The sequence below is a fragment of the Aquiflexum sp. TKW24L genome, from assembly GCF_023502205.1.
Classification (GTDB): domain Bacteria; phylum Bacteroidota; class Bacteroidia; order Cytophagales; family Cyclobacteriaceae; genus Cognataquiflexum.
On record NZ_JAMFLG010000034.1, the window covers coordinates 12,625 to 38,153 of the forward strand.

General features: G+C 41.9%; 24 protein-coding genes. 14 read left to right on the forward strand and 10 right to left on the reverse strand.

The features are described 5' to 3' along the window. Positions 1-342 precede the first annotated feature (342 nt). A complete protein-coding gene (locus M3O96_RS17625) occupies positions 343-1,449 on the forward strand; it encodes an AI-2E family transporter (RefSeq protein WP_249722710.1) in 1,107 nt (368 codons plus the stop codon). A 111-nt stretch (positions 1,450-1,560) separates the two neighbouring features. On the opposite strand, the gene M3O96_RS17630 is transcribed toward M3O96_RS17625, so the two are convergent. The 4 genes from M3O96_RS17630 to M3O96_RS17645 form a co-directional block, all read right to left on the reverse strand. Beyond that, on the reverse strand, positions 1,561-2,622 hold the full coding sequence (locus M3O96_RS17630; protein WP_249722712.1) for an endonuclease/exonuclease/phosphatase family protein: 1,062 nt from the start codon (positions 2,620-2,622) through the stop codon (positions 1,561-1,563). A gap of 241 nt (positions 2,623-2,863) precedes the next feature. Further along, positions 2,864-3,229 (reverse strand): DUF2200 domain-containing protein, encoded by a 366-nt coding sequence (locus M3O96_RS17635; RefSeq protein WP_249722714.1) that lies wholly within the window; start codon positions 3,227-3,229, stop codon positions 2,864-2,866. 89 nt (positions 3,230-3,318) lie between these two features. Continuing rightward, the gene (locus M3O96_RS17640; RefSeq protein ID WP_249722716.1) at positions 3,319-3,531 is read right to left on the reverse strand and encodes a helix-turn-helix domain-containing protein; all 213 of its coding nucleotides are present in this window, start codon (positions 3,529-3,531) and stop codon (positions 3,319-3,321) included. Between the two features lie 3 nt (positions 3,532-3,534). Continuing rightward, positions 3,535-4,092, reverse strand: a complete 558-nt coding sequence (locus tag M3O96_RS17645) for a DUF2975 domain-containing protein (protein ID WP_249722717.1) — start codon at positions 4,090-4,092, stop codon at positions 3,535-3,537. 379 nt (positions 4,093-4,471) lie between these two features. On the opposite strand from M3O96_RS17645, the gene M3O96_RS17650 reads away from it, so the two are divergent. Further along, positions 4,472-5,056 (forward strand): DUF4136 domain-containing protein, encoded by a 585-nt coding sequence (locus M3O96_RS17650; RefSeq protein ID WP_249722718.1) that lies wholly within the window; start codon positions 4,472-4,474, stop codon positions 5,054-5,056. 121 nt (positions 5,057-5,177) lie between these two features. On the opposite strand, the gene M3O96_RS17655 is transcribed toward M3O96_RS17650, so the two are convergent. The 3 genes from M3O96_RS17655 to M3O96_RS17665 form a co-directional block, all read right to left on the reverse strand. Next, positions 5,178-5,699, reverse strand: coding sequence for a DUF421 domain-containing protein (locus M3O96_RS17655; protein ID WP_249722719.1), 522 nt, complete (start codon positions 5,697-5,699; stop codon positions 5,178-5,180). A 245-nt stretch (positions 5,700-5,944) separates the two neighbouring features. Then, entirely contained in the window at positions 5,945-7,111 is a 1,167-nt protein-coding gene (locus M3O96_RS17660; RefSeq protein ID WP_249722720.1) for a zinc-dependent alcohol dehydrogenase, read from the reverse strand. 214 nt (positions 7,112-7,325) lie between these two features. Beyond that, positions 7,326-8,357 carry a chemotaxis protein CheB gene (locus M3O96_RS17665; protein ID WP_249722721.1) on the reverse strand — a complete coding sequence of 344 codons (1,032 nt, stop codon included), beginning with the start codon at positions 8,355-8,357 and terminating at the stop codon, positions 7,326-7,328. A gap of 349 nt (positions 8,358-8,706) precedes the next feature. Here M3O96_RS17665 and M3O96_RS17670 point away from each other — a divergent pair, with 349 nt between their 5' ends. The 10 genes from M3O96_RS17670 to moaCB all read left to right on the forward strand — a co-directional run bounded on the left by M3O96_RS17670 (position 8,707) and on the right by moaCB (position 21,088). Continuing rightward, positions 8,707-9,213: a CIA30 family protein gene (locus M3O96_RS17670; RefSeq protein WP_249722722.1), complete on the forward strand. Its 507-nt coding sequence runs from the start codon at positions 8,707-8,709 to the stop codon at positions 9,211-9,213. A gap of 702 nt (positions 9,214-9,915) precedes the next feature. Next, positions 9,916-11,727: a 3-keto-alpha-glucoside-1,2-lyase-like domain-containing protein gene (locus M3O96_RS17675; protein ID WP_249722723.1), complete on the forward strand. Its 1,812-nt coding sequence runs from the start codon at positions 9,916-9,918 to the stop codon at positions 11,725-11,727. An 18-nt stretch (positions 11,728-11,745) separates the two neighbouring features. Then, complete coding sequence (locus tag M3O96_RS17680; protein WP_502798920.1) at positions 11,746-13,713, forward strand: c-type cytochrome; 1,968 nt, start codon at positions 11,746-11,748, stop codon at positions 13,711-13,713. Between the two features lie 1,127 nt (positions 13,714-14,840). Continuing rightward, entirely contained in the window at positions 14,841-15,821 is a 981-nt protein-coding gene (moaA, locus tag M3O96_RS17685) for a GTP 3',8-cyclase MoaA (protein WP_249722724.1), read from the forward strand. Positions 15,822-15,830: 9 nt separating this feature from the next. After that, positions 15,831-17,012, forward strand: coding sequence for a molybdopterin molybdotransferase MoeA (locus M3O96_RS17690; RefSeq protein ID WP_249722726.1), 1,182 nt, complete (start codon positions 15,831-15,833; stop codon positions 17,010-17,012). A 3-nt stretch (positions 17,013-17,015) separates the two neighbouring features. Continuing rightward, positions 17,016-17,759, forward strand: coding sequence for a sulfite exporter TauE/SafE family protein (locus M3O96_RS17695; protein ID WP_249722728.1), 744 nt, complete (start codon positions 17,016-17,018; stop codon positions 17,757-17,759). A gap of 171 nt (positions 17,760-17,930) precedes the next feature. After that, positions 17,931-18,191 carry a MoaD/ThiS family protein gene (locus M3O96_RS17700; protein ID WP_249722730.1) on the forward strand — a complete coding sequence of 87 codons (261 nt, stop codon included), beginning with the start codon at positions 17,931-17,933 and terminating at the stop codon, positions 18,189-18,191. 11 nt (positions 18,192-18,202) lie between these two features. After that, the gene (locus M3O96_RS17705) at positions 18,203-19,291 is read left to right on the forward strand and encodes a HesA/MoeB/ThiF family protein (protein WP_249722732.1); all 1,089 of its coding nucleotides are present in this window, start codon (positions 18,203-18,205) and stop codon (positions 19,289-19,291) included. A gap of 3 nt (positions 19,292-19,294) precedes the next feature. Next, positions 19,295-19,741 (forward strand): molybdenum cofactor biosynthesis protein MoaE, encoded by a 447-nt coding sequence (locus M3O96_RS17710; protein WP_249722734.1) that lies wholly within the window; start codon positions 19,295-19,297, stop codon positions 19,739-19,741. Between the two features lie 435 nt (positions 19,742-20,176). Next, entirely contained in the window at positions 20,177-21,088 is a 912-nt protein-coding gene (gene moaCB / locus M3O96_RS17715) for a bifunctional molybdenum cofactor biosynthesis protein MoaC/MoaB (RefSeq protein WP_249722736.1), read from the forward strand. A 65-nt stretch (positions 21,089-21,153) separates the two neighbouring features. Here the strand turns inward: moaCB and M3O96_RS17720 are convergent, their stop codons facing one another. The 3 genes from M3O96_RS17720 to M3O96_RS17730 all read right to left on the reverse strand — a co-directional run bounded on the left by M3O96_RS17720 (position 21,154) and on the right by M3O96_RS17730 (position 24,085). Then, positions 21,154-21,465 (reverse strand): hypothetical protein, encoded by a 312-nt coding sequence (locus M3O96_RS17720; RefSeq protein ID WP_249722738.1) that lies wholly within the window; start codon positions 21,463-21,465, stop codon positions 21,154-21,156. Positions 21,466-21,735: 270 nt separating this feature from the next. After that, positions 21,736-23,862 carry a ferrous iron transport protein B gene (gene feoB, locus M3O96_RS17725; protein WP_249722740.1) on the reverse strand — a complete coding sequence of 709 codons (2,127 nt, stop codon included), beginning with the start codon at positions 23,860-23,862 and terminating at the stop codon, positions 21,736-21,738. 4 nt (positions 23,863-23,866) lie between these two features. Continuing rightward, the gene (locus M3O96_RS17730) at positions 23,867-24,085 is read right to left on the reverse strand and encodes a FeoA family protein (protein WP_249722742.1); all 219 of its coding nucleotides are present in this window, start codon (positions 24,083-24,085) and stop codon (positions 23,867-23,869) included. Between the two features lie 245 nt (positions 24,086-24,330). Here M3O96_RS17730 and M3O96_RS17735 point away from each other — a divergent pair, with 245 nt between their 5' ends. Both M3O96_RS17735 and ric read left to right on the forward strand, forming a co-directional pair. Then, positions 24,331-24,762, forward strand: coding sequence for an RrF2 family transcriptional regulator (locus tag M3O96_RS17735; RefSeq protein ID WP_249722744.1), 432 nt, complete (start codon positions 24,331-24,333; stop codon positions 24,760-24,762). 46 nt (positions 24,763-24,808) lie between these two features. After that, on the forward strand, positions 24,809-25,528 hold the full coding sequence (ric, locus tag M3O96_RS17740) for an iron-sulfur cluster repair di-iron protein (RefSeq protein WP_249722746.1): 720 nt from the start codon (positions 24,809-24,811) through the stop codon (positions 25,526-25,528). Position 25,529: the final 1 nt, after the last annotated feature.

The window sequence follows — 25,529 nt, forward strand, 5'->3', positions numbered from 1 at the left end:
CATGATTGACAGATGGTTCTTTGACGTTTTTGAACTAAGTTGAAATCAGGTTATAATACAAGTGCAAATTTTTGAAAGACATCCCATGGCGCTTGAAGCGAGAAATCTGGAATCAAGTTTTTTTTTAGCAACTGTGTACTAGCCTTATCAAAAAATACTTTAAAAATCTAATGAAGCATATCGTATTCTGCGAATTATGTAATTCCCAATTGGTTTTGTATTGCACTTACTTTTAAATGTACCCGATATTTGCATGCGATTAAGTACGCATCTTTCATTTTCAGAAGTAACTGATGAAACACCTTCGATTTTTTCTGACTAAAAACAAATTTTAACAAATCTATGACGCTATCCTTCCCTAAGCTATTCTTTACATTGGCCTTCATTTTTGGTCTATTTGCAGTCATGGTACTTGCCAGGCCTGTGCTGATACCGCTAAGCATGGCATTGTTAATTTCATTTATTCTATTTCCGGTTGTTCAAAAATTGGAAGCTTGGGGGATAAACAGATTGTTTGCTGCATTTCTTTCTTTGTTAATGATGTTTTTAATTCTGGGAGGTTTTCTAACCTTGTTTTCCACCCAGATCATGAATTTATCCGATCAACTGAGTGATTTCTCAATAAAAATCATGGACACTTTGACCGATGTGATTGTCTATGTAAATGGTAATATCCATTTTATCGGTGATCTTAACAGGGAGGAATTGATTGAGGATGGAAAAACATGGCTTCAAGAATCCTCCGGAACACTATTACAAAGCACTTTTAGCACAACGGCTACTTTATTTACCGGCGTATTTACCACCATTATCTTTACTTTTTTGATTCTGATTTACAGAGATGGATTGACCAAAGCATTTGTCTCGTTTGGGGATGAAGCAAACAAAGGTAGAATCTTCAAGATGCTCCAAAATATACAGCGGGTAGGAAAACAATACCTTTCCGGTATGTTTATTTTGATCTTAATATTAGGTTTTGCCAACAGTATAGGATTGTTACTCATTGGTATTGATAGCCCCTTTCTGTTTGGGTTTCTGGCTGCTTTTTTATCCATAGTGCCTTTTGTCGGCACCACCATTGGTGCAGTTATTCCGGTACTTTATGCTTTTATGTCTTCGGATTCTCTATTGGTTCCCGTGGCGGTGGTCATTTGGTTTTGGGCAATCCAGGTGATTGAAAGCAACTTTCTCAATCCAAAGATTGTGGGAAGCAGCCTCAATGTCAATGCCTTGGTAGCCATCTTGAGTTTGTTGGTTGGTGCGGCAGTGTGGGGCGTCGCAGGTATGATTTTGTTTCTGCCCTTTGCTGCCATTCTCAAAGTTATCTGCGAGGAGTTTGACCAACTAAGACCTATAGCCATGCTGATCAGCGACGATATCTCTGGTGATGAGAAAAAAGTGAACAAACCTTCAAAGTGGGTCGAAAAAGTAAAAGGGTGGTTTAAATAATTTGGTTATCCGCTTCTTTGCCTGCACGCCTATATTCTTCTATAAACTGGCAGGAAGTCGGAACTTTGACTTCATAAATTTTTGAAATTGTCAACAAAAAGACGGGGGCGATTAATTCTTCTCCCCTTCCTTTTTACCCTCTTCAATCTTCTTCTCCGCTTCAGCTTCTTCTTTTGGATCTGCTATTTCCAAACCTTCCGTATTATCCTCGTCGGGTTCATAATTCAACCCGATCAGAATAGGAAAATGGTCCGATCCTATACTTTCCAATTTCTCAAGATTTAACAACCCAAACTCCTTAGAATAAAATATATGATCCAGAGGATACCTGAAAAGAGGTATAAAAACGCTATAAGTATTGTATAAACCCCGACCTTCTCTAGGGTCAACCAATTCACTGTATTTTCTGAAAAGCTTGGAAGTACTTGACCAACCAACATCATTCAGATCTCCGGCTACTACTGTTGGGTTCTTTGATTCTTTGATTTCCTTTCCAATAAGGAGCAATTCTGTATCTCTTTCGTAAGTATCTGTACCTGGCTTTGGCGGCTCTGGGTGCACGCCATAGAAATCAATTTTACTGCCAGATGGTAAAGTGATTTTTGTGAAAATGGAAGGAATACTATCCTTTACCAAAAAATTCACAGCACTTTCAGTCAATGGAAGCTTTGAAAGCAAAATCATGCCATAGGTATTGTCAAGGGGATATTTGACCGAGTAAGAGAAATCCCTATCAAGTTTGTTGATAGATTGTGCCCATTCCTCATCGGGTTCGTTGATCAAAAGAACATCGGGATTGACCTTTTTGACGAGTGCATGGAAACTCTCTTTATCCTCATTCTCCATCCGGACATTGGTCACTAGCAGTGTAAAGCTATCCTTGGTTCGTTCTTTGTCACTGTCCTTTGCCTGTGTTCGGTAAAGTGGTGTATACACCATCACGTACTGTATCTGATATACAAGGGAAACTGCCAACACCAGCATCAATGGTAGTTTGAAAGACCTTTTGAACTTTAAAAAAAAGTATGCCAAGACCATCGCCAAAAGGGTCAATCCAGCAATCTGAAGTCGTGGAAAATCAAATATTCTAATCCACCACGCAGCTGAATTGATCAAAGGCAATCCTGTAGCAACAAGGACTAAAACACATAATAATAGGGTAAGTATCCGCATTGATTTTAATAAAACTTGGAGGATATAATACAATATGTGTTCCGAACTGAGTAAAGCCACTTTCTTTTTCAGAAGTAGTGGAGATTAAACTAACCTAGATTCAGAAAAAAAAAGCAAAGCAGCTCCACTGTGTATAGTCTGATAAAAAATTGTAGAGACTGAACTTAAATTTTACCATTTTAAAAAATCTGAAAGGATTTTCCTCCCATCCATATTCACCTACCTGAGTATCATTCGTTTGCTATCCAGCCCTTAGGATCTTCTCCATCTTTTTGCCTTTTGCCAATTCATCCACCAACTTATCAAGGTACCTTATTTGCCTGGTTAAAAGATTCTCGATTTCTTCAATTCCATAACCACAGATTACTCCGGTAATCAAAGGAGCATTGGGATTTGGAGTTGCTTTTTGAAAGAAGGTTTCGAATGATGCTTTCTCGGCAATCAATTTATTTAAATCTTTGTCATCAAAGCCGGTAAGCCACGTAATGACTTGATGCAATTCTTCCTTAGTCCTACCTTTTCCCTCCACTTTGGTGACATAATGGGGATATACGGATGAGAAAGTCATCTTTGCCATTTGCTCATCATGTTCAGGGGTTGTTTTCATGCTGTCTTTTAAAATTAAAATAATTGATAGTGTATAATTTTTTTGGCCATTATAAATCGGATCCCGAATAGGAAAATTCTCATTGCGTTTCACTTACCTTCCTCAACGAATTCCAAAATATCGCCCGGTTGGCAATTTAACACCTCACAGATGGCCTCTAGTGTACTAAAACGGATGGCTTTTGCTTTTCCGGTTTTGAGAATGGAAAGGTTAGACAGGGTCAAACCCACTTTTTCAGAAAGTTCATTGAGCGACATCTTCCGCTTTGCCATCATTACATCCAAGTTAACTATGATCGGCATATTTTATATCGTTAGGTCGTTTTCTTGTTGGATCTCAATGCCTCTTTTTACTATCTGAACAATGACAAACAGGATCACAGCCATGAATATCCAAACATCAGCTCCGGCAAGATGCAAAGTTTGAAGATTCAGGCTTTGGAGTCCCTGCTCTGAAAGCCAGGCTGCAAAATTAAACGCAGCGTGAGAAAATAGTCCGATGCCTAGGGCTAGGTAAGAAAGATTTAAAATGAAACTTTGCAATTTTATATTGAATGGTTGGGTCATATTCAAATCTTTTTCGACAAATAGTTTGACAATAAGGTAAAACATAATGGCTTTCAAAACTCCCACGATGACCATAATTAAGGTAATGACAGCAAAATATCCGCGGTCAAACTCATAGAGTCTTGACAAATAATCTGCCCCTTCCCAATAATTCTTCACCCATTCCGGATTGATAAATAGCGTGATGACCGTATTGACAATCGTCCCTCCTACTTCGACACATAAGCCAATAAGTATGACCCATGAAAGTATTTGCAATATTTTCAGAATCAGCTGGGTTGAGATTTTAATTTCCATAATGAACACCTGTTTAAAAATAATGACACAATTATCAGTAATTTTTTATTGTTAAACAATAAAAATATCATGATAATAGAAAATATTTTATTTACACACCTATCACTAGAAAATTGATTATAAGTTTACTTGACACCCTTTTGAATAAAAAGATGCGCTTTTTGAGCGGATCATCAAAAAATTTATGAAAAATATTATAGCGTTAATCTGAATTTCATAAAATTATATATTGAAATAAAATTTCTGTATACTATAAAATATCACTAATAAACTAATTCATAATATTATATTTTATTAGATTTTTATAGGTTAATAACATTATTTTATTTCTTTCGTTATAAATAGTATAATGTTTAATGGAATAAAACAATTTTTAATCATGAAAAATTTAAACTTAAAGCATATTATAGGCACAGTTATTTTGACTGCATTCACAGCTACATTGGTGATAGGCCAAGAAATCCATACAGCCAAACACGACAAGGTAGATATGAAAGAATACCAAAAGTATGAATGGGTATTGATCAAAGAAAACATTCCTGAAGACCAGTTGGTATTCGATGGAAGCGAGATGCTGATATCTAAAAACACGAGTACAAAAAAACTTGTAAAAGATGCTATCGACGCACAGATGAAGGCCAATGGATTTACCCACGATACAGCCAATCCGGACATGTTGGTCACCTTTCAGATTTTGGAGGAACCAACAGAATTAAGGACCTTCACCATGACTACCGGCCAAACATTTTTGGGCTTCGGACCAAAATCTATGGATGCGAAAATGGTGCCTGTCGAGGAGGGAACAATAATCGTTAATTTTATTGATGCCAATACAGGAAGTCAATTATGGCAAGGATTTGCCTCAGGCGCATTTGAAAAATCCGGTATCAAGGAGATTTCAGATCTTCAAGCCAAAGTAATTGCAATCTTCAATGATTGGAATTTTAAGCCTTTTGGAGAATAATCAATACTAATACAGAGAAAAAGGCGCAGTAGGAAAACTGTGCCTTTTTTCTTTGTTTAACTCAAACACTGTCTTTAAAAATTTTTGTTTCTCCTAATGATCCAATCCTTAACGTGGATTTTTATGGATCTACATTAACATCCTCAAAACTACTTTTCTTACCCTCTATTAACTTTTCGACAATAGCGAAATCACCTGTTGTTTCAAAAACTATCAAATCAATATTATCTAAAGTGGAAAACCCTTTTTGCCGGGCAGCGCTATAAATTTCTTCAACAGTTATTCTTTCATGTTGCATCGCCTCTTGCAGAAAGTTGCCTTTGTAGAAGATCAATGTAGGTTTAGCCGTGATGATGGTTTTGATTACCTTCACCCTAACAGACAACCATGTCAATAAAAACTGAAGTCCAATAAACAACAGAATGGCTGTTATACCATTGACAAGAGGGATGCTTTCGTTGAGTGCTACGCTCGAAAGAGTGGAACCTAATGCGATCGTAACAATAAAATCAAAAGCATTCATTTTAGACAAGGTCCTTTTACCGGAGATCCTCAAAAGCACTACCATCGTTATATAAGCCAATGGCGTCATAAAGATTATCTTCAAAATACTTCCCCAACTGTCAAACCAAATATTTTCCATTTTTTTCCCTTTTCTATTCTGATAACAGATTGATGAAATTGCTATCCTCTTGTTTGCCTCCTCACCATTCTTCTCTTCAATCCGGTGCTACAAAAATTGAAGATAAAAAAAAGTGTAGTCGCTTAAATCCCGCTAACGGGTAAGCCAACTACACCTTAATAACTATACTCTTCCTATTTTGAGGTTTTAAAAAGCTCTCAGTACAAGGAAGTCAGCTTTTTCTCTTGTTGGTGAATGGGGTGCAATTAAGGTTTCAAAACAACCTTCACACAATCCTCTTCTTTTTGTCTAAAGATGTGATAAGCATGCTCCACATCAGAAAGAGGTAAACGGTGGGTAATGATGTCATCCAATACCACCTTTCCTTCTACGACGTAGTTCAACAAAGTATCGATATGCTTATGCACAGGGGCCTGACCTCCTCTTATGGTAAGTCCCTTATCGAAAAATTGTCCTACAGGAAAATTGTCATAGGTCCCAATGTACACTCCCATGACAGAGATCTTCCCATTTCTCCTCACAGCACTCATACATGCCTCCAATACTTTTGAGGAACCTTTTTCAAAATTGATTACCGCTTTGGCACGGTCAATCAGACCCCTATCGGGCTCAAAACCTACAGCTTCAATACAGACATCTGCTCCCCGGTTATTGGTAATAGAACGAATATAATCTATTACATTTTTTCCGTCTCCCTCTTCCCACAAGATCCCTTCAGCATTGGCCGTTTTGATGGCTTTGTCCAAGCGGTATTGAACAGTGTCCACTATGATAACCCGACCTGCTCCACGTAACCAAGCACTTTTGGCAGCCATGATACCTACCGGACCTGCTCCGAAGATCAGGACAGTTTCGCCGCCACTTACCTCTGCCCAATCAATCCCTGTATAGCCTGTCGGAAAAATATCAGTCAGAAACAAGGCCTGATCATCTGTCAAATTTTCAGGCACCACACGTGGACCAAAATCCGCAAAGGGAACTCTCGCATATTCCGCTTGACCGCCATCATAACCACCGTATAAATCTGTATAACCAAACATGGCTCCTCCTTTTTCTGTGAGCAGTGCTCCCTCAGGCCCATAATGTTCAGGATTGCTGTTTTCGCAATGCCCCGGAGCTTGATGATCGCAGAAAAAGCAATGTCCACATGCCAAAGGAAATGGCACGATAACACGATCGCCGACTTTCAAATTTTTGACACTGTGACCTACTTCTTCCACAATACCCATAAATTCATGGCCCATGACCATTGGACGTAGCTGTGGAATACTTCCATTATAAACGTGTAAATCGCTACCGCAAATAGCAGTCGATGTTACTTTGATGATAGCATCAGTGCTATCTTGAATAGTGGGGTCTGCTACTGTTTCGTATTTAATGCTACCGCCAGGGTGCACAACTGCTGCTTTCATAGTTTGTGATTTTTGGTTTAGAATTAATTTGTCAGTAGTGCTATTAGAGCCTCCGATCAAATGTGTTTTATAAATTTTTTGATAGGTTAAAGTTCAGATCATCTGAAAAAGAATGTGTTACACATTTTTGAAAAAAGTCTTATCAATTCACACTTCTCAAAAATCCCAAAAAATCAACTGACAAATTTTTGTTAGAACCTCTCGCTGGATTCCGTCACGTAGGAATATCCTCCCTATCTTCAATTTCAGCACTTTTCAAAATAGCCCTGATCCTGTCAATGTGGACTTGGGACATATTTGCACGCTCAAGGGCTGATTGAGGCCCAACACCTTTTTTTCCTTTAGCCATTTGGAACAGTAGGTTTTGTCGCTCTTCAAACATCCGGAGTGCTGTCCACATCGTTTCTTCAATCTTGCTTGTCTGTTCGGCCAAAAGGTACGCCGCCGTATAAGCGTGTCCTGTATGGCATCGAAACCTTAAGTCCTTGTCTTTCCCTATTTGCCATAAGACTCCGCCGCAACCGGGACAATTAAAAGGAACCTGCTCTCCCAATTCGTTGACAGCAGGCACGTTGCTAAATATGCGTTCGGCTATTTTTGCTTCTATCAGAACATCCCCAGGAACAGGCAGGCGCTTGGGTAATTTCTCAGAAATAATTCCCTGAAGCAATGCCCCCATGTCAGCTATCGGTAAGCAATGGTCTACCTCCACATTGTTCAGCGCATTTCTTGGCATATCCGGATACTCCGCATCCTCAGGATCCTGTACAATACAGATACCTCCACATTTTTTGATTGCCTTCATTCCGGAGGTCCCATCATCAAGATATCCCGTCAGCAGGATACCGATCACACCATTCCCAAAAGCCACTGCCGCTGACCGAAACAAAGGGTCAATAGCCGGACGGGAACGGTTTTCATGCGCTCCTTTGGTAACCAGCATTTTGAGGTTTTCGCCCACCAAGAGGTGATGGTCTGAGGGCGCAAGGTAAAGATGACCGGGTTTTAGTTTTTTGCCGCTTTCGGCATGCTGACATGAGAGGGTATTGAGTTTGTTGAGCTCCTCGATAAGTACATTCCCCGTAGCATCCGGAGAAATATGCCGAACCACCAATACCGGCAAAGGAAAATCTATCGGGAGTTGGCTGACCAATTTCTTCAATGCATGCAGGCCTCCAGCAGAGGTACCGATCACAAGTACCCGCGAAATTTTATCGTTTTTGACCGATTTAGAGCTTTTTTCCATGTTCTTTTTGCAGGGCAAAATGTAAGCCTTTGCACATTTCAAATCCTTATACCTTTTTGAGAAATTTTGCAATAAATCGCAGTCTACCAAGGAAATTATGGATTTAGGAAGCACCGAAAGCGTTTGGAAAAGTTTTATAAAAGGAGGTAAGAGGTGAAAGGTGGAAGGTAAGACACATTCGGGATTTTTTTTCTCTGCACCCTCAGTGAGCTCCGTGGTGAAATACATTACCACGCTCATACCTTAAAAATTCCCGCCAAATTTCAAACATTAACCCACTCAATACTCTTTTAATGGTATGTGGAAGCCTCTATTATTGCTGATCCTTTGTTTTTACGCAAATCCCCTTATGATGAAAGACCCATTGTTATTTGATTTTGGAATTGGTAAGAATTTTGAGAGTTGGACCATAGTCAATGACGGTGTTATGGGTGGGCTTTCCCAATCTAAAGCGAGCCTCGATGCGGATGCCCTACTTTTTACAGGAAATGTTTCCCTAAAAAACAATGGGGGATTTGTTTCCCTTCGCAGTGCCATGGGCAAGTACGACCTTTCGGCTTACAGTTATTGTGAAATCCGTTTCAAATCAGATACAGAAAGGAAGTTTGAGGTTTTGATTGAAAAAGACACTCAATTTTACCTTCCCAAATTCCGGGTAAAGTTTGCTGCTGACAGCAAAGATTGGCAAACAGTCACCATTCCACTTCGGGATTTTGAAATCAGCAGAATGGGCTCCACCATCCAAAAGGGAATTGACCCTGTGGCCTTAAAAGAAATTCAGCGGATTGGGTTTATTTTGGCAGACAAGCAGGAAGGAGCTTTCAACTTGTGGATCGATTACCTGAAATTCTATTGATTTTTTATTCCTTCAAAATAGGTTGCCACTTGCTCAGAAGAAAATTTATCTCACGCAGAGCCGCAGAGAAAAAGAAATTAAGAATTGATAAGGGTGAATGCAATCTGCATTTTCTGCTCAATCAGCGGGATAATTAATATCCCATTTCAGGCCTTCGTGTCCATTGCGGTTATGATCAATCAATTGAATTTGATAGAATTCTCCAACAATTTCGGTATAGGAGATTCTTCTTTTTTACAAAATCCGTGACCGAAATAAAACCAACGGCATTCATATTCACTATGGGCTGCGGCGCATGAGAATTCAAGAAATTATGAGAATTAGTTTAGCACCTTACCCAGGCTACCAATATTTCGCCACGATGTGGCTATAAGCCGAGGACCCTTTGCGACCATTGCGAAACCTTGGCATTCATTACGGTAAAAGTGAAATCAAATCCAGCTTCTGCAGAAGCAGGATAGCGGAAACATAAAAATCGGCATAGATGTCGTCTGCGTAAATCTGCGAAATCTGCGGGAGAAAATTCAACCTTTTTTCTCCGTGCTTTCCGAGAGCTCTGTAGTAAAGTTCTAGAACCTTTGCGACCCTTTGCGAAACCTCCGCGTCCATTGCGGTAATTAAACATTCATTTGGAAAAACACCTCCTTTGGGACATATTTACCCTTTGATACTACTTCCATTTCAAACCATTACTTTGAAAAAATGACCAATACTGATTTCAAAAAATATACGGTCCTCCTAGGCTGTGTATTCCTGACTGGATTTTTTGGCAATTTTGCCCTTTTAGCCCAGCAGACCGTCATGTTGAAAGACCTCTCGGCTTTCAAACCCAACAAAGGCACCTGGCAAATGGCCAGCGAAGTCTCAGGAGATCCTGACCAGGCTAACTTCCTCAAGGCCACCCAAGGCGAGGCCATCCTCGTTAACCTCCCCACCAAAAAGAACACTGGACAAGACCTCGTCTCAATCGAGGAGTTTGGCGACATCGACCTCGAGCTTGAAGTCATGGTGGCTTCCCAATCCAACTCGGGTGTCTACCTCATGGGACAATACGAAATCCAGATTCTTGACAGTTGGACCAAGAAGACTCCCAAGCCCGGAGACATGGGCGGCGTCTATGAGCGATGGGATGAAAGCAAACCTGATGGTCAAAAAGGCTATGAGGGCTATGCCCCAAGGCAAAATGTCGCCCGTGCACCGGGAATTTGGCAGCAACTTCGTGTGTCTTTTCAGGCCCCAAGGTTCAATGCTCAGGGAGAAAAAATCGAAAATGCCAAGTTTCTATCCATCCGGCTAAACGGTGTCTTGATCCATGAAAATCTTGAAATGAACGGCCCGACGAGAGGTTCACTAATGCCAAATGACATCGCCAAAGGCCCGCTCCGGATCCAAGGAGATCATGGTGCGGTAGCTTTCCGAAATATCAAGATCACAAGATTTGATACCCAGGCACCCACACTTACGGACCTGAAGTACATGACTTACAAAGGATTCTTCAACCAAGAGCCTGATTTTTCCAAATTAGAAGTGGCCACCGTGGGTATTATTACCAACATTCAAGACCCGATCCCAACACCAACCGGACAAAACCTGACCCGTTATATGGGAAATTTAAATATCCCCGAAAACGGTGAGTATGTCATCCAAATGCTTGTTTCTTCCGGAATGGGTCAGCTAAAGATCGATGGAAAGAAAGTCATTGAGATGAAAGAAGAGTTCCAAAGGGCAAATGTCACCCTGCCAAAAGGGACTGTTCCTGTGGAAATCCTTGTTTCCAAAACCAAAGACTGGTCAGATACAGGACTTGAATTGTATGTCTCCGGACCTGGATTACGTGAGATCGCATTATCTAAGAGTGTCACTAGACAAATGTGGTCGACGGATCCGATTCTCGTTGACCAACAGGATGTTCCGATGTTGAGAAGCTTTATGGACTTGCCTGACGGCAAAAGAATAACACATGCGCTGTCGGTATCCAGTACACAGCAGGTGCATTATTCTTATGACCTGAGTAAGGGAAACCTGATGCAGGTTTGGAGGGGCAGCTTCCTCGATGCCACGCCGATGTGGAATGACCGTGGCAATGGCGCTTCTGTGCCTCTCGGTGCCGTGGTTTTCATCGGAAATCCTGACAAGAACATTCAAGGAATAGAATTCCAGTCCAATAACCAGAATTTTGATTCCCAAGGATATCAGACCAAAAATGGAGGCGTAGAATTCAGCTATGATTTGCAGGGAATCAGTTTTAAGGATTTTATTATCAGCAGGGCTGATGGCAAAGGCTTAGACAGAACACTTTCCCCCACCGGCGGCACTGCTAACAAGCAGTATGCCATAGCCGAGGGTGCAGAAATCAAGCTGATCAAAGACGGATTGTATTGGGTGGCAGACAAGGGATTTTACATTCAGGTTGACCCCAAGTCAGCCAACAAGCCTGTGGTCCAAAGCAGCGGCGGCAAGCAGCAGCTCTTAGTATCCATCAATTCCCAAATCCAATATGCCATCTTGTTTTAACTTATTGACAATTACAATATGAAGACCTTTCACTCAATATATATAACCGTCTTTGCACTTGGACTTTTGGGAATGTTTTCCCGTCCGGCCATGGCACAAGAGTCTCCATTAGAGGAGGATTATTACAAAATTATGAAGGTGAGCAGTCCCGAAGGAACGCTCCTAGAGGTAGGCGGTTTGGCTTTGATGCCAAATGGCAATCTTGGGGTGGCGACCAGGCGTGGGGATATTTTCATTGTAGAAAATCCCACAAGCCCAAGGCCTTACTTCAGGAAGTTTGCCTCAGGACTCCACGAAATCCTCGGACTAACTTATCAGGACGGTTCATGGATCTGTGCCCAAAGGGGTGAACTCACCAAAGTCACTGACACGGACAAGGACGGTTACGCAGACAAATACGAGACAATCTATGCTTGGGACATCTCCGGGCATTACCACGAATATAGTTTTGGACCCAAAGTCAGCACAGATGGAAACTATTTTGTGTCAGGCAATGTGGCCTTTGGCAATGAAGAATGGTGGAGAGGCGAAAGCCGTGTGCCGTACAGAGGTTGGGTGATGAAAATCTCCCCTGATGGAAAGATGGAACCTTGGGCCACAGGTATGCGCTCGCCTGCCGGACTCGGCATCATTGATGGGGAATTGTTTTACACCGACAATCAGGGAGATTATATGGGTTCGGGTGGATTGTGGCATTTGGAAAAAGGAGATTTCACGGGACATCCGGCAGGCTTAGCTTGGACCGGATTGGCGGGACCTCCCTTCAAGCTGACCTCGGAGCAATTTGACGCAGTCGTCGATCCAAGGAAACTTAAAAATACTTACGGTCGCTATATCAAGCCTGAGAATGTGGTAGATGAGGAATTCATCACCTTGTATGAGGCCAAAGAAAAAATCCCCTCCATCAAGCTTCCTGCAGTTTGGTTGCCTCATGGTATCCATGGCATCTCTAACTCTGAGCCTTTACAGATTCCGAAAGGGCATCTTGGACCTTTCGAAGGCCAAGTCCTCGTCGGCGATCAGGGTCAGAGCAAGATCATGCGGATCATGTTGGAGAAAGTCAACGGACAGTACCAGGGCGCATCCATTGACTTTAGAGGAGGATTCCAATCTGGCGTGATGCGGATTGCATTTGGTGCTGATAAGTCGCTTTTTGTGGGCGAGACCAACAGAGGTTGGGGTTCGGCAGGCGAAGCCAATGAAGGCCTGCAGCGCATGGTCTGGAACAATGAAGTTCCTTTCGAAATGAGAACCATCAAAGCCATGCCGGATGGTTTTGAGATAGAATTTACCAAGCCGGTCAATATCAATTCCGCAGAAGACTTGGCTTCCTATTCCGTTCAGAGCTTTATTTACAAGTACCATCCAGTATATGGAAGTCCTCCAGTCAATACTCAAGACAATGTCATTTCCGGGGTGAAAGTTTCTCCTGATCGCATGAAAGTAAGGATTGTAGTCGATGGCTTGAGAAGATACCACATCCACAAAATATCCTTGGATGGCATCAGGGACAGTTTCGAATCCCATTCTTTGGTACATGGCACGGCATACTATACACTGAACAATATTCCCGAGGGAGCTAAATTAGCCGAAGACGAACTCATTCAGTATAATTCGGTGAAAGAGAAAGCCAAATTGGAAGCAGAAGCCGCGAAGAAAGCCGCTGCTTCTCCCAAGAAAGCCCCAGTTGCAGTTGCTGTGCAATCCGTAGCTGCCGCCAATGAAGTCCCTTCACTCGAAGTTATCAATGCACTGCTCGCCAAGAACACCTGTACTGCTTGTCACAATGCCACCAAACGACAAGTCGGTCCTGCCTATGCAGAAATCGCCAAAAGGAAATATTCCAATGAAAAAATTGTGGATTTGATCTATAACCCGAAGCCTGAAAATTGGCCGGATTATGCCACGCCAATGGCCGCAATGCCACAGGTTCCAAGAGATGAAGCTTTGAAGATTTCTGCTTGGATTAATTCATTGGCAAAGTAAATCTTCTGGTTAGGTTGAATTACGTACAAATAGATATTGATTGATATTGGATATTGATTGATATTGGCTCAGGGACATTCCTCAATTTGATCATGTCATTTACAAAACCCCAAACAGAATCGTGCTTCGGATTTGTTTGGGGTTTTTGTTTCTAGAAACTTGATCGGGTGGGAAAAGAAAGTCGAAAATGAAATCAACTTCCCCTTTGTCATTTCGAACGCAGAGAGAAATCTAAAAATATCTAGAAAAAGACCTCTCCTACGTCGAGGTGACAAAGTGAAGTCTTTTACACTTCAAACATTGCGAGTGACTTTCGACTTTCCATGAAAAAAATGAAAGGGTTAGCTTCCATCGTTCGTCAAGATCGAAATCAACTTCCCCTTTGTCATTTCGAATGCAGAGAGAAATCTAAAAATATCTAGAAAAAGACCTCTCCTACGTCGAGGTGACAAGGTGAGGTCTTTTACATTTTAAACATTGTGAGTGACTTTCGGCTTTCAATGGAAAAAATGAATGGATTACCTTCCATCGTCCGTCAAGATCGAAATGAACTTCCCTTTGTCATTTCGAACGCAGAGAGAAATCTATCAGTAGAATTTTCAAAGACCTCTCCTATGTCGAGGTGACAAGGATAAGTTTTTTCCAATTTCAAAGTTATGAGTGACTTTCGACTTTCCATGAAAAAAATGAAAGGGTTAGCTTCCATCGTTCGTCAAGATCGGAATGAACCTCCCCTTGTCATTTCGAACGTAGAGAGAAATCTTTTATTTAATTGAATAAATAGACCTCTCCAACGTCGAGGTGACAAGGATAAGTTTTTTCCAATTTCAAAGTTGTGAGTGACATTTAACTTTGCTTGGTTAAAACCAAACAAACATTCCGAATGCGACTGAGACTGATCACTGCTCTTTGGTTTCCTCGTTTTCTTCAACTGCCTACTGAGACTGATCACTGTTTATTGTTACTGCATACTTGTCTTGCTTCTCGGCTCTTGCTTCTCAGCTCTCGTGTCTTTACATCCGTCATCGGACATCTGACATCCTACCCTTTACAAAATTCCCCTTTTAATTCTTAATTTATCTTGGCAAATTTGATCTTAATACATTTGGGAAATTTACCCGCCGCGAATGCTCGTTGACCAACACCAAAGGATCCACAATTACCTCAGGATATCGCTGACAGATAGCTGCAACTTCCGTTGTGCCTACTGCATGCCCAATGAGGAAATCGAGTGCCTGCCCAATTCCAAACTCATGTCCACTTCAGAGATTGAGCAAATTGCAAAAACCTTTGTGGATCTCGGAGTGAAAAAAATCCGGTTGACCGGAGGCGAACCTTTGGTCAGAAAGGAGTTTCCAGATATTGTGCAGCGACTGTCAAAGTTGCCTGTCGAACTTACCTTGACCACCAACGGTGTCTTGGTACACAAGCATCTCCAACTCTTAAAAGAGGCCGGCATCCGCTCCCTCAATGTCAGTCTCGACACCTTAAATCCAGAGACATTTTTCAAACTCACCAAAAGAAACCAATTCCAACAAGTTTGGGACAATATTCTGCTGCTCCTTGACCATGGATTCCGGGTCAAGATCAATGCGGTGGCACTAAATGGTATCATTGAAGAAGAATTGTTGGACTTTGTCAGAATCACCGAAAAACTGCCCTTGCACGTCCGATTCATTGAGTTTATGCCTTTTTCGGGCAACCATTGGAAAAGTGAAAAGGTAATTACGGCCAAGCAAATGCTCGGTATCGTCCAAGCTGAAATGGATGTAGTCAAACTTCAGGATCAGGTTCATGATACCGCCAAGAAATATAAAGTGGTCGGCAATGAAGGTACTTTCGCCTTCATCACCACGATGAGCGAGCACTTCTGTGGCGATTGCAACAGGATGCGGATCACGGCAGACGGCAAGATGAAAAATTGCCTTTTTGGCAAAGAGGAAATGGACTTACTCGGAACGCTGCGCAAAGGAGAAGACATCCTTCCCTTGATCCATTTGTCTATTTATAGAAAACATGCCATGCTCGGGGGGCAGTTTTCACCTGATTACCTCAAAGCCGAAGCAGATAAAATCGAAAACCGCAGCATGATCAAAATCGGCGGTTAGCCAACCCATATGATTTCAGTTAGCGAAGCAAAAAAAATACTTCAGGACAACCTCATCTCAGGCAAGACCATCTTAGTGGACTTGGATAAAGCTTCTGGGTTGGTCCTTTCTGAGGATATTTTCTCCCCCATCGATATTCCTTTTTTCAATAACTCCGCCATGGACGGCTATGCCATTTGCTGGAAGGAAGGCATCAATCGGAGAGAACTCCGCAGCCAATCCAAGAGCAAAGCCGGAGACCTGCAGGAGTTGGTACTAGGAGAAAATGAAGCTATTCGAATCTTTACCGGAGCGCCAGTTCCCTCAGGGGCAGACACCATCATTCCTCAAGAGTGGGTGAAAATAGAAGAAAGGCAACTGATTTTTGATTCAGATAAGTTCCGCAAGGGAGCCAACTTCCGTGGCAAAGGAGCCCAAAACAAAGCAGGAGACCTGATCGCCAAGAAAGGCAGTTCTATCAGTCCGGGAATGATTGGTTTGCTTGCCTCAGTGGGGATCAACCAAATTTCGGTCTATGCTGCACCAACTGTCGGGATCATCCTGACGGGGGACGAACTCGAAGAAGCGGGCAATCCTCTAGGTTTTGGAAAAGTCTATGATGCGAACGGTCCGGTGATGAAGTCTTACCTTCAAAATCTTGGCGTAAAAGAGATACAGATCGGAAAAGCAGTCGATGAACCAGAGAAATTGCAGCAAAAAATCAATGAATACCTCGACAAATATGATGTCCTGATCCTTTCCGGAGGGATTTCGGTGGGAGATTATGACTACGTCAAAGAAGGATTGCGGCAAGCTGGAGTCCATGAACTTTTCTACAAAGTGAAACAAAAGCCCGGAAAACCGCTTTTTGTAGGGCAGAAGGAAAACCAATGGATTTTTGCTTTGCCGGGAAATCCCGCATCCACCCTCACATGTTTCAACCAATATGTCAAACCCTGCATCGAAGCTTGGATGGGAAAGAAAGAAGTTTGGAATCCAAGTGGAGCTTATCCATTGGCAGATAACTTTGAAAAAACCACAGGCCTCACTTTTTTTCTCAAAGCAAAACTTGAAAACGGAAAAGTGATCATCCTTCCCAGTCAGGAATCCTTTAATTTGATCTCTTATGGCGCTGCCAATTGTATCGCCGAAGTCGGAGAAGAAGTGGAAAGGCTGGAAGCGGGAACCAACGTCAATATTTACAATTGGTAAAATATGGCAGAAGGGCTGAATGAATTTATCCTCTACCTGATGCTTCCCCTTGTGGCGTTTTTGTATGCCTCAGTCGGTCACGGCGGTGCAAGCAGCTACCTGATGGTATTGGCTTTGTTGAATTTTGCTCCCGAACAAATCCGACCGACAGCACTGATCATGAACATGTTTGTTTCACTGATGGCATTTCTTTCCTTTCGGAAGGCAAGTACTTTCCCAACGTCCCTATTCATTTCCTTGGTTATTTTCTCTATTCCTGCAGCATATCTTGGGGGAAGTATTTTGGTAGATACTGTGTTGTACAAAAGGATCTTGGGGATATTGCTGTTCTTTCCCATTTTGAAATTTCTGAATGTATTTCCTGTTTCTGACCGTCCTGCCATGGAAAGACAGTGGTGGATGGGGCCGCTTTTGGGATTGGTGATCGGATTCTTTTCCGGACTGATCGGCATCGGAGGCGGGATCATCCTGTCTCCGATATTGCTGATGTTGGGTTGGACCAATATGAAAGAAACTGCTGCCGTCAGTGCGCTGTTCATCTTTTTCAACTCTGTTTCAGGATTCCTAGGTGCAGATGGATTTCAGGTAGAAATCGACCGGCAACTTTGGATCGTCATGCCGTTGACGATCGCAGGAGGAGCTTTGGGCGCGTACCTCGGCGCAAAAAAATTCAACCCTGTAATCATCAAATACCTATTGACAGTCGTTCTCTTCATTGCGGCAGTAAAGTTAATTTGGCCCGGTTAAACAAGGAAGTACTTGTCTTTGGTCAGGATAGCTATAAATGGTCAAAAACAATTCATATTTAACTATACCCGGATAAAGATTGCATCGTTTTTTTCCGTCTTCCGTCTTCTGTCTTCCAGTTAATCTCATCTGCCTTTTAAAAAATGGAAAACCGTACTATTTTTAAATCTAATGCCTAAATTAGAACCTATGACACCTACAAGTATACATGTGATTGCTTTCGGTATGATTGCCGAAAAGATAAAAACAAAAGAGTTGGTGTTGGAATATATGCCTGACACTGAGGTATTATTGGGCTATCTTTATCAACAATTTCCCGACTTGAAGCAAACCAAGTTCAGCATTGCGCTCAATAAAAAAATGGTGGTCGGGAAAACATTCATTCCTGTCGGTGCGGAAGTTGCGCTGCTACCACCTTTTTCAGGAGGTTAATCAAAAACGATATGGACCGATTCACTAGACAAACCATTTTGCCGGGATTTGGTACAGCTGCGCAGCAAAAGCTAAAGCTGTCCAGGGTTCTTGTCGTCGGTGTTGGCGGTTTGGGTTGCCCGATCCTACTCTACCTTGCTGCCGCAGGCGTTGGAACAATTGGCATCGTGGATGGAGATATGGTATCATTATCCAACCTTAACAGGCAAGTGATTTTCGGAGAGGGAGATTTGGGTATGAACAAAGCGGAAACTGCCGCCCATTTTCTCAAAGCAAAATACTCTGATATCAAAATCAACTGCATTCCTGAATTCCTCACTACGCAAAACATCAAAGTCATCTTATCCCAATATGATTTGATTATTGACGGCTCGGACAATTTCCCCACAAGGTACCTAGTTAATGATGCTTGCGTTCTTTTGGGAAAACCATTGGTTTTTGGAGCTGTGTACCAAAATGAAGGACAGGTTGCTATATTGAATGGAAACGGTCAAAACAGCATCAATTACCGCGATATTTTCCCGGATCCTCCAACTGCCTATGAAATCCCCAACTGCAATGAAACAGGAGTCTTAGGCGTTTTGCCTGGAATCATAGGAACACTTCAGGCCGCGGAAGCCATCAAATTTCTGACAGGATACGGCGAAACTTTGGTGGACAAGATGTTGTTTTACAACCTTCTCAGCCATCAATCCTATACGATGGAACTTAGCCAGAATCCGGATTCAAGGAAAGGAATTCCGTCCAGCATAGAAGCATTGGAAGTCACAGATTATGCCATAATTTGCGGGGATGGTGACTCTATTGATTGGGAGGAAGCTTTTGATTTATTAGGAAAATTCGCAGGAGGAACACTCATCGATGTCAGGGAAGCGGATGAATACCCAAAACTGAAAGGATATCCATACCAATCTGTCCCTTTGGATTTGTTGGATGAAAAACACCAAGAATGGCTTAATTCAGAATTGATTTTGTTGTTTTGCCAAAGCGGAGTCCGAAGTTTGAAAGCAGTCAAAATATTGGAAAAGCATTTTCCGGGGAAAAAAATACATTCTATATCAGGAGGCATTGAAGCCCCTGATTCACCGATTTATAATTAAGACATGGAAACCAAAAGAAGCCCAAAAAACATCTTTGTGCAGGGACAGATTTCCCCAGAATCCATCGCCAAGTCCATCGCCAACCACAGTACCAAAACCGATATCGGAGGACATAGCATCTTTCTCGGCCAAGTGAGGGCAGATGAAAAAGAAGGTGGAAAAGTCACAGCGATCGAATACACGGCCTATGAAGAAATGGCATTGGAAAAGGCTTTTGAGATCAGAGAAGCCGTATTTGCCAAATATCCCTTAAGCTGCATGCACATCTACCACAGTCTTGGAGAAGTGAAAGTCGGCGAAATCTGCCTTTTTGTATTCACCTCTTCAAAACACCGCAAAGCTGCTATCGATGCCTGCGAGGAATTGGTAGAAAGGATCAAAAAAGAAGTTCCTGTCTGGGGAAAAGAATTGATTGACAACGAAGGCTCGGTATGGAAGGAGAATCTTTGAAGGGTTAAAATTGTTGTAGTTGTTGTCGTTGTTGTAATGGTTGGCGGGTTGTCTGCTTCGCGTTTTCGGGCTGTTGAAAATGATTAATTGGTTAATTGGTTATTTGCTTAACTGTTTTTCACAGCAGTCCTAATCGAAGTAAATTGATTGGTTGTAATGGTTGTCGGTTTTCTGCTTCGCCTTGTAATGTTAGATGGATTGACTTCATACTGGGGGTCCAGAATCTCGCTTCTTAAAACCAAACCACTGCCAACTGCCACTGCAAACTGACCACTGCGACTCTCTCGCTTCTCGGCTCTCGTTTCTCGCTTCTTGATACTTAAAATCTAACCACTGCCAACTGCCACTGCAAACTGATCACTGCGACTCTCTCGCTTCTCGGCTCTCGTTTCTTGATACTTAATACTTGATCCTAATTACTTGATACTCTAAAAAATGGTCGACATTACCCACAAATCCCCCACTCTCCGCAAAGCCATTGCTCAGGCAATCCTCTCAGTGAGCTCACAGAAAACCATCGATGCCATCGTGCAGCGGAAGGTTCCCAAAGGAGATGTTTTTGAAATGGCGAAAACGGCGGGACTTTTTGCTGCCAAGCGCACATCTGATATGATTCCGGATTGTCATCCTCTACCAATTGAATATACTTCCATCACTTTCAAAATCGAAGGATTGGATGTCCACATCCATGCGGAGATCCATACGATCTACAAAACGGGCGTGGAAGTAGAAGCCATGCATGCGGCCTCGGTCGTGGCGCTGACGATGTACGATATGCTCAAGCCGATTGACAAAGGCATCAGCATCAATCAGATTAAATTGCTGGAAAAGAAAGGCGGCAAGACCGATTTTGCCAAAAAGGAAAATGAAGGGTTCAAGGCTGCTGTGATTGTCTGTTCGGACTCGATATCCAGAGGAACCAAAGTAGACTTGGCAGGAAAGGCCATAATCGAAAAGTTGGAAAAACAAGGAGTTGTCATTGCAGATTATATTGTAATTCCTGACGAGACAGCTGTCATTCAGGAAAAATTGAAGCTGTATTGTGGTGAAGGAATGGATTTGGTGATTTTCACCGGGGGAACAGGCCTGTCTCCAAGGGATGTGACTCCTGAAGCGATCAAGCCCATGTTGGAAAAGGATGTTCCCGGAATCGAAGAAGTAATCCGTGCATATGGACAACAGCGGACTCCTTATTCCATGTTGTCGAGAAGTGTAGCCGGATTGATTGGAAAAACCTTGATTTTGGCACTGCCCGGATCAACCAAAGGGGCTGCAGAATCCATGGATGCAGTTTTTCCGGCTGTGTTGCATATTTTCAAGGTGATGGAAGGGGCGAGACATGATTGATAAAAAATCAAAAAAAAAGGGGAAGTTTAATTCCCCATTTTTTTTCGAATAAGTCTGAATATATATCAATGGCTGACCACCTCTTGATTCAATATGTTAGTTTCTTGATGTTGAAATTCAATATCTATTTTTGCCTCCATTTTTAAGTTATACCCATTTGCCTCAGCTTCTTCCATGATTGAAAGCATTTTTTGCATGCTTGCCTTCAGTTCAATAATCCTTGCTTGAGAACGCGCATCTTTTTCTCCTATTTTCAATTCGGAGTTAAAACTTTTAATTTGATGAAACTTGATTTTAAAATCAATCAGGTTTCTTAAAATGTCTTTTGCTTCTTCTATTTCAAAATCCCCTTTAATCAAAGTGATGTTTTTATGCATGGTCATATTTGTATCCATTTAATTTTGGTTCATGATTCTACACAAAACTACCAATGAGGAGTCATTAATTTTTATTTATATTTATGATTATATATATAAAAATAATTAATGAATAAAAAAGGCATAAAGTTAAAAGGATGGGCGATTAAACCCCACATTTATCACAACCCGGACCGGTCGCTTTCTTCGGTTTTCGGATAAAATTCCTGAAAACCCAAGCACCCAACACCAAAGCAAATAATCCGAAAACAACTATTTCCTGCCACATAATTATGAGAAAATCTGATAAGTAATAAATGCTGCCAAATACGCAATTCCTGTCATGACGAGCGTCTGCAAGACCGGCCATTTCCAGCTTTTGGTTTCCCGATACACTACCGCTAAAGTACTCATGCATTGCATCGCAAATGCATAAAACACCATAAGTGAAAACCCTGTAGCTTTGTCAAAAACTTTTTCCCCTGTATCGGAATGGACTTCCTTTTCCAGTTTTTCACGGATAGTAAGTTCATTTTCGACGTCTCCGCCAATGCTGTAAATAGTTGCTATCGTTCCCACAAAAACCTCCCTTGCTGCAAAAGAAGTTAACAATGCTATCCCGATTTTCCAATCATATCCCAAAGGCCTGATCGCAGGCTCGATAGCCTTGCCCAAAATACCGATAAAGGAAGCTTCCAGTTTTTTGGAAGCAAAAGACTCTTCCACTATAGAACGTTCTTCTTCAGGTGTATTTTGTAAAATGGCTGTTTTTTCCTCTTCAAGCGCCTGCATGCTACCGCTAGGGCCATAGCTCGCTAATATCCAAAGAACGATGGATATCGAAAGGATTACTTTCCCAGCTTCCAAGACGAAAATTTTGGACTTGTTGAACATCGTCAACAACACCGTCTTCCACCTTGGCAACCTGTAGATAGGAAGCTCAGTAAGTAGGTAGCTGTTTTCTTTTGTTTTCAGGATGTATTTCAAAACAAACGCTCCCAATAAAGTGAATAAAACCCCCAATAAGTACATGGCCAATAAGCCGACAGCCTGAAGGCTGACACCCATCCACAATGTATCAGGAACAGTCAATCCAATAAGAATGATATACACGGGAAGCCTTGCTGAGCAACTCATCCAAGGAGTCACCAAAATCGTGATCAGCCTTTCTTTCGAATTACTGATATTCCTTGCAGCCATGATTCCCGGGATGGCACAGGCCATACCTGATATAAGCGGAACAACACTTTTGCCATGAAGACCAAAAGGCCTCATCAACCTATCCATCAAAAACACGACCCTCGAAAGGTATCCCGTATCCTCTAGAATAGCCAAAAAACCAAACAGCATGGCTATCTGGGGAATAAATATCACCACGCCACCGATTCCTGGAACTATCCCCTCCGCCAACAAATCTGTCAAAACCCCGGAGGGAAGGTTGTCATAGATCCAACCACTCAATCCTGCAAATCCCACATCAATCCAGTCCATAGGAATAGAAGCCCAAGCAAAAATCGCCTGAAATATCAACAGCATGATGATCAAAAAAATCACAAAACCGAAGACAGGATTGATAAAAACATTGTCCAGTGCTATGGTCGTGTTTCGGGATTTGATTTTTTCCTTGGAAACAGATTTTTTTAAAATCTCCCCGATTTGGACATACCTCGCTTCTGTTTCTCGGATCTGTTGCTTTTTCCTGTCAAATCCGAAAATCTTGGATTTTTCTTGGAGCCATTCCTTGTCCGAAGGTGGGAGCGTTTTGTCAAACTCCCCAAAAACCAACAACTGAAAAGCCTGATAGGGAGTAGTAAATCCAAATCTTGCCATGACTTCACCTATCAAGGAAGCATCTGCAAATGAATATGAGTCTAGAAGCGGTTTGGGTGATTCAAATTTCTCAGCTGCCATCAATTGACGAATGGCGTTAATCCCTTCATTATTTCTGGCGTCAGTCAGCACCAGCGGCACTCCAAGAAGTTTATAGAGCTCAAAAGTCTTGATCTGAATGCCTTTTTTGATGGCAAGGTCTTTCATGTTGACTACAAAAGCCATCGGAATACCAAGGTCCATCACCTGCGTACCCAAGAGTAAACTCCGCTCTAAATTACAGGCATCAAGGATGACAAGAACGAAATCAGGTTTTTCTTCCCCCAAACCATTAAGCACCCGATGGGCGATCACTTCATCTTCGGACTTTGGGTAGAGACTGTATGTCCCGGGCAAGTCGATCAGATCAAAGGATTTTTCCCCCAGCCGGAGAAAGCCAACCGTTTTGTCTACCGTGACACCGGGATAATTTCCGATTTTTTGGTGGAGACCGGTCAGTTGGTTAAAAATACTGGATTTCCCCACATTGGGATTACCGATGATAGCAATGGTTTTTGTTTGGGTGGCAGCGACAGTGGTGGTTTCCATGCAATTAGGATTTTAAATTAATCAAAATGGCTTCCTGCTGTCTGAGGGCAACAATGTTTTCTTCAATAATAAATGCCATAGGACCGCCAAAAGGGGCTTTTTTCAACAGTTTGATTTCCTTGCCGGGCAAAATCCCCAACTCCAGAAAATTAATGGATATATCAGACTCCCCTATACTTTCAATGATTGCTGATTGCTGTAACGAAAGTTGTGCTGCGGTCATTTTATAACTTATAATAGGGCTTGAAAATTTATGGATTTTCTCAAACTTACCTATAATTTATTTTTAATCAATCTAAATAATTATGTATAAGTTCCAAAATCTAGAGAAAAGGTGCTTGAATTTATCTGTTCGGTTTTTTTATTTCTGTATTGCGCAATTATAAACATTTCGGATTGAAAAAATATTAAAGGATATTTTTATCTTTTAATAAAAAAGGATATATTTGTCCTGTATTAAAAACGAATATGTTTTCCAAAGCCTGCAAATATGCCATCAATGCCATGATCTATGTGGCCACTCTACCAGAAGGTCAAGAGCGTGCAGGATTGAAGGAAATCTCAAAGGCAGTCAATTCGCCGGAGGCATTTACAGGTAAAATTTTGCAGGAGCTTGTTAAGCATGACTTGCTCCATTCTGTAAAAGGGCCAAATGGAGGGTTTCACATTCAGGGTGATACAAGCAAAATCGTCCTATCGGAAATCGTCGAAGCCATTGATGGGGACATGCTATTTACAGGATGCGCTTTGGGTTTGGAAAAATGCTCTGAAGACCATCCTTGCCCAGTTCACCATAAGTTCACGGCGATCCGCGAACACCTGACCGGAATGCTGATGACAACAAGTTTGAGAGATGTGGCAGACAGGGTGAATATCGGCATCAGTTTTCTGAAGTATTAAAAAAAATTGAAATCTAACGGCTACAAGGCTCTAAAAAATAAGAAAAATGGAAAATCTATCAAAAAGAAAAGTAGGCGGAATCGTAGCGGAAAATTTCCGGGCGGCCAAAGTATTCACCGAGTACGGCATTGATTTTTGCTGCAAAGGGGGAATAAGCCTTGAAAAGGCCTGTGAAATAAACGATGTGTCAATGGAAAACATCCTCAAGGACCTCGAAAACGCAGTCATCATACCTGAGGAGGTTCATTTCAAAGAATTTGGATTGACTGACCTCATCAACCACATCACGACTACGCATCACCGCTATGTAGAAAACAGCATTCCTCCACTGAAAGCTTATTTACAAAAACTTGTCCTTGTACATGGAGAAAGACATCCTGAATTGGAACAAATCAAAGAACAATTTTTCCAAGCTGCAGATGCTTTGACTACCCACATGAAAAAGGAAGAATTGATCCTTTTCCCCTATGTCAAAGCGATGGAGGAAGCCAAATCAAGTCATTTTACCCTGTCAAAACCACATTTTGGAGCAATCGAGAATCCCATCAACATGATGCAAGACGAGCATGAAACTGAAGGTGAAAGGTTCCGCTTGATATCCGAACTGAGTGACGGCTATAGGACACCTTCCGATGGCTGTCAGACTTACAAAGTGGCTTTTGCCATGCTTCAGGAATTTGAAGAAGACTTACACAAGCATATCCATTTGGAAAACAACATCTTATTTCCAAAGGCTACCGAATTGTATCACCAATTGAATCCATAAG

Excerpts from the sequence above, each read along its gene's own strand:
- M3O96_RS17660 (WP_249722720.1), bottom strand. The coding sequence starts at position 7,111 with ATGAAAGCAGCAGTTGTGCACCCTGGCGGTAGCATTAAATACGAAACA.
- M3O96_RS17735 (WP_249722744.1), top strand. The coding sequence starts at position 24,331 with ATGTTTTCCAAAGCCTGCAAATATGCCATCAATGCCATGATCTATGTG.
- moaA (WP_249722724.1), top strand. The coding sequence starts at position 14,841 with ATGCTCGTTGACCAACACCAAAGGATCCACAATTACCTCAGGATATCG.
- M3O96_RS17625 (WP_249722710.1), top strand. The coding sequence starts at position 343 with ATGACGCTATCCTTCCCTAAGCTATTCTTTACATTGGCCTTCATTTTT.
- M3O96_RS17640 (WP_249722716.1), bottom strand. The coding sequence starts at position 3,531 with ATGCCGATCATAGTTAACTTGGATGTAATGATGGCAAAGCGGAAGATG.
- M3O96_RS17675 (WP_249722723.1), top strand. The coding sequence starts at position 9,916 with ATGACCAATACTGATTTCAAAAAATATACGGTCCTCCTAGGCTGTGTA.
- ric (WP_249722746.1), top strand. The coding sequence starts at position 24,809 with ATGGAAAATCTATCAAAAAGAAAAGTAGGCGGAATCGTAGCGGAAAAT.
- M3O96_RS17730 (WP_249722742.1), bottom strand. The coding sequence starts at position 24,085 with ATGACCGCAGCACAACTTTCGTTACAGCAATCAGCAATCATTGAAAGT.
- M3O96_RS17635 (WP_249722714.1), bottom strand. The coding sequence starts at position 3,229 with ATGAAAACAACCCCTGAACATGATGAGCAAATGGCAAAGATGACTTTC.
- M3O96_RS17645 (WP_249722717.1), bottom strand. The coding sequence starts at position 4,092 with ATGGAAATTAAAATCTCAACCCAGCTGATTCTGAAAATATTGCAAATA.
- M3O96_RS17695 (WP_249722728.1), top strand. The coding sequence starts at position 17,016 with ATGGCAGAAGGGCTGAATGAATTTATCCTCTACCTGATGCTTCCCCTT.
- M3O96_RS17700 (WP_249722730.1), top strand. The coding sequence starts at position 17,931 with ATGCCTAAATTAGAACCTATGACACCTACAAGTATACATGTGATTGCT.
- M3O96_RS17630 (WP_249722712.1), bottom strand. The coding sequence starts at position 2,622 with ATGCGGATACTTACCCTATTATTATGTGTTTTAGTCCTTGTTGCTACA.
- feoB (WP_249722740.1), bottom strand. The coding sequence starts at position 23,862 with ATGGAAACCACCACTGTCGCTGCCACCCAAACAAAAACCATTGCTATC.
- M3O96_RS17650 (WP_249722718.1), top strand. The coding sequence starts at position 4,472 with ATGAAAAATTTAAACTTAAAGCATATTATAGGCACAGTTATTTTGACT.
- M3O96_RS17720 (WP_249722738.1), bottom strand. The coding sequence starts at position 21,465 with ATGCATAAAAACATCACTTTGATTAAAGGGGATTTTGAAATAGAAGAA.
- M3O96_RS17680 (WP_502798920.1), top strand. The coding sequence starts at position 11,746 with ATGAAGACCTTTCACTCAATATATATAACCGTCTTTGCACTTGGACTT.
- M3O96_RS17670 (WP_249722722.1), top strand. The coding sequence starts at position 8,707 with ATGATGAAAGACCCATTGTTATTTGATTTTGGAATTGGTAAGAATTTT.
- M3O96_RS17665 (WP_249722721.1), bottom strand. The coding sequence starts at position 8,357 with ATGGAAAAAAGCTCTAAATCGGTCAAAAACGATAAAATTTCGCGGGTA.
- M3O96_RS17690 (WP_249722726.1), top strand. The coding sequence starts at position 15,831 with ATGATTTCAGTTAGCGAAGCAAAAAAAATACTTCAGGACAACCTCATC.
- M3O96_RS17655 (WP_249722719.1), bottom strand. The coding sequence starts at position 5,699 with ATGGAAAATATTTGGTTTGACAGTTGGGGAAGTATTTTGAAGATAATC.
- M3O96_RS17710 (WP_249722734.1), top strand. The coding sequence starts at position 19,295 with ATGGAAACCAAAAGAAGCCCAAAAAACATCTTTGTGCAGGGACAGATT.
- M3O96_RS17705 (WP_249722732.1), top strand. The coding sequence starts at position 18,203 with ATGGACCGATTCACTAGACAAACCATTTTGCCGGGATTTGGTACAGCT.
- moaCB (WP_249722736.1), top strand. The coding sequence starts at position 20,177 with ATGGTCGACATTACCCACAAATCCCCCACTCTCCGCAAAGCCATTGCT.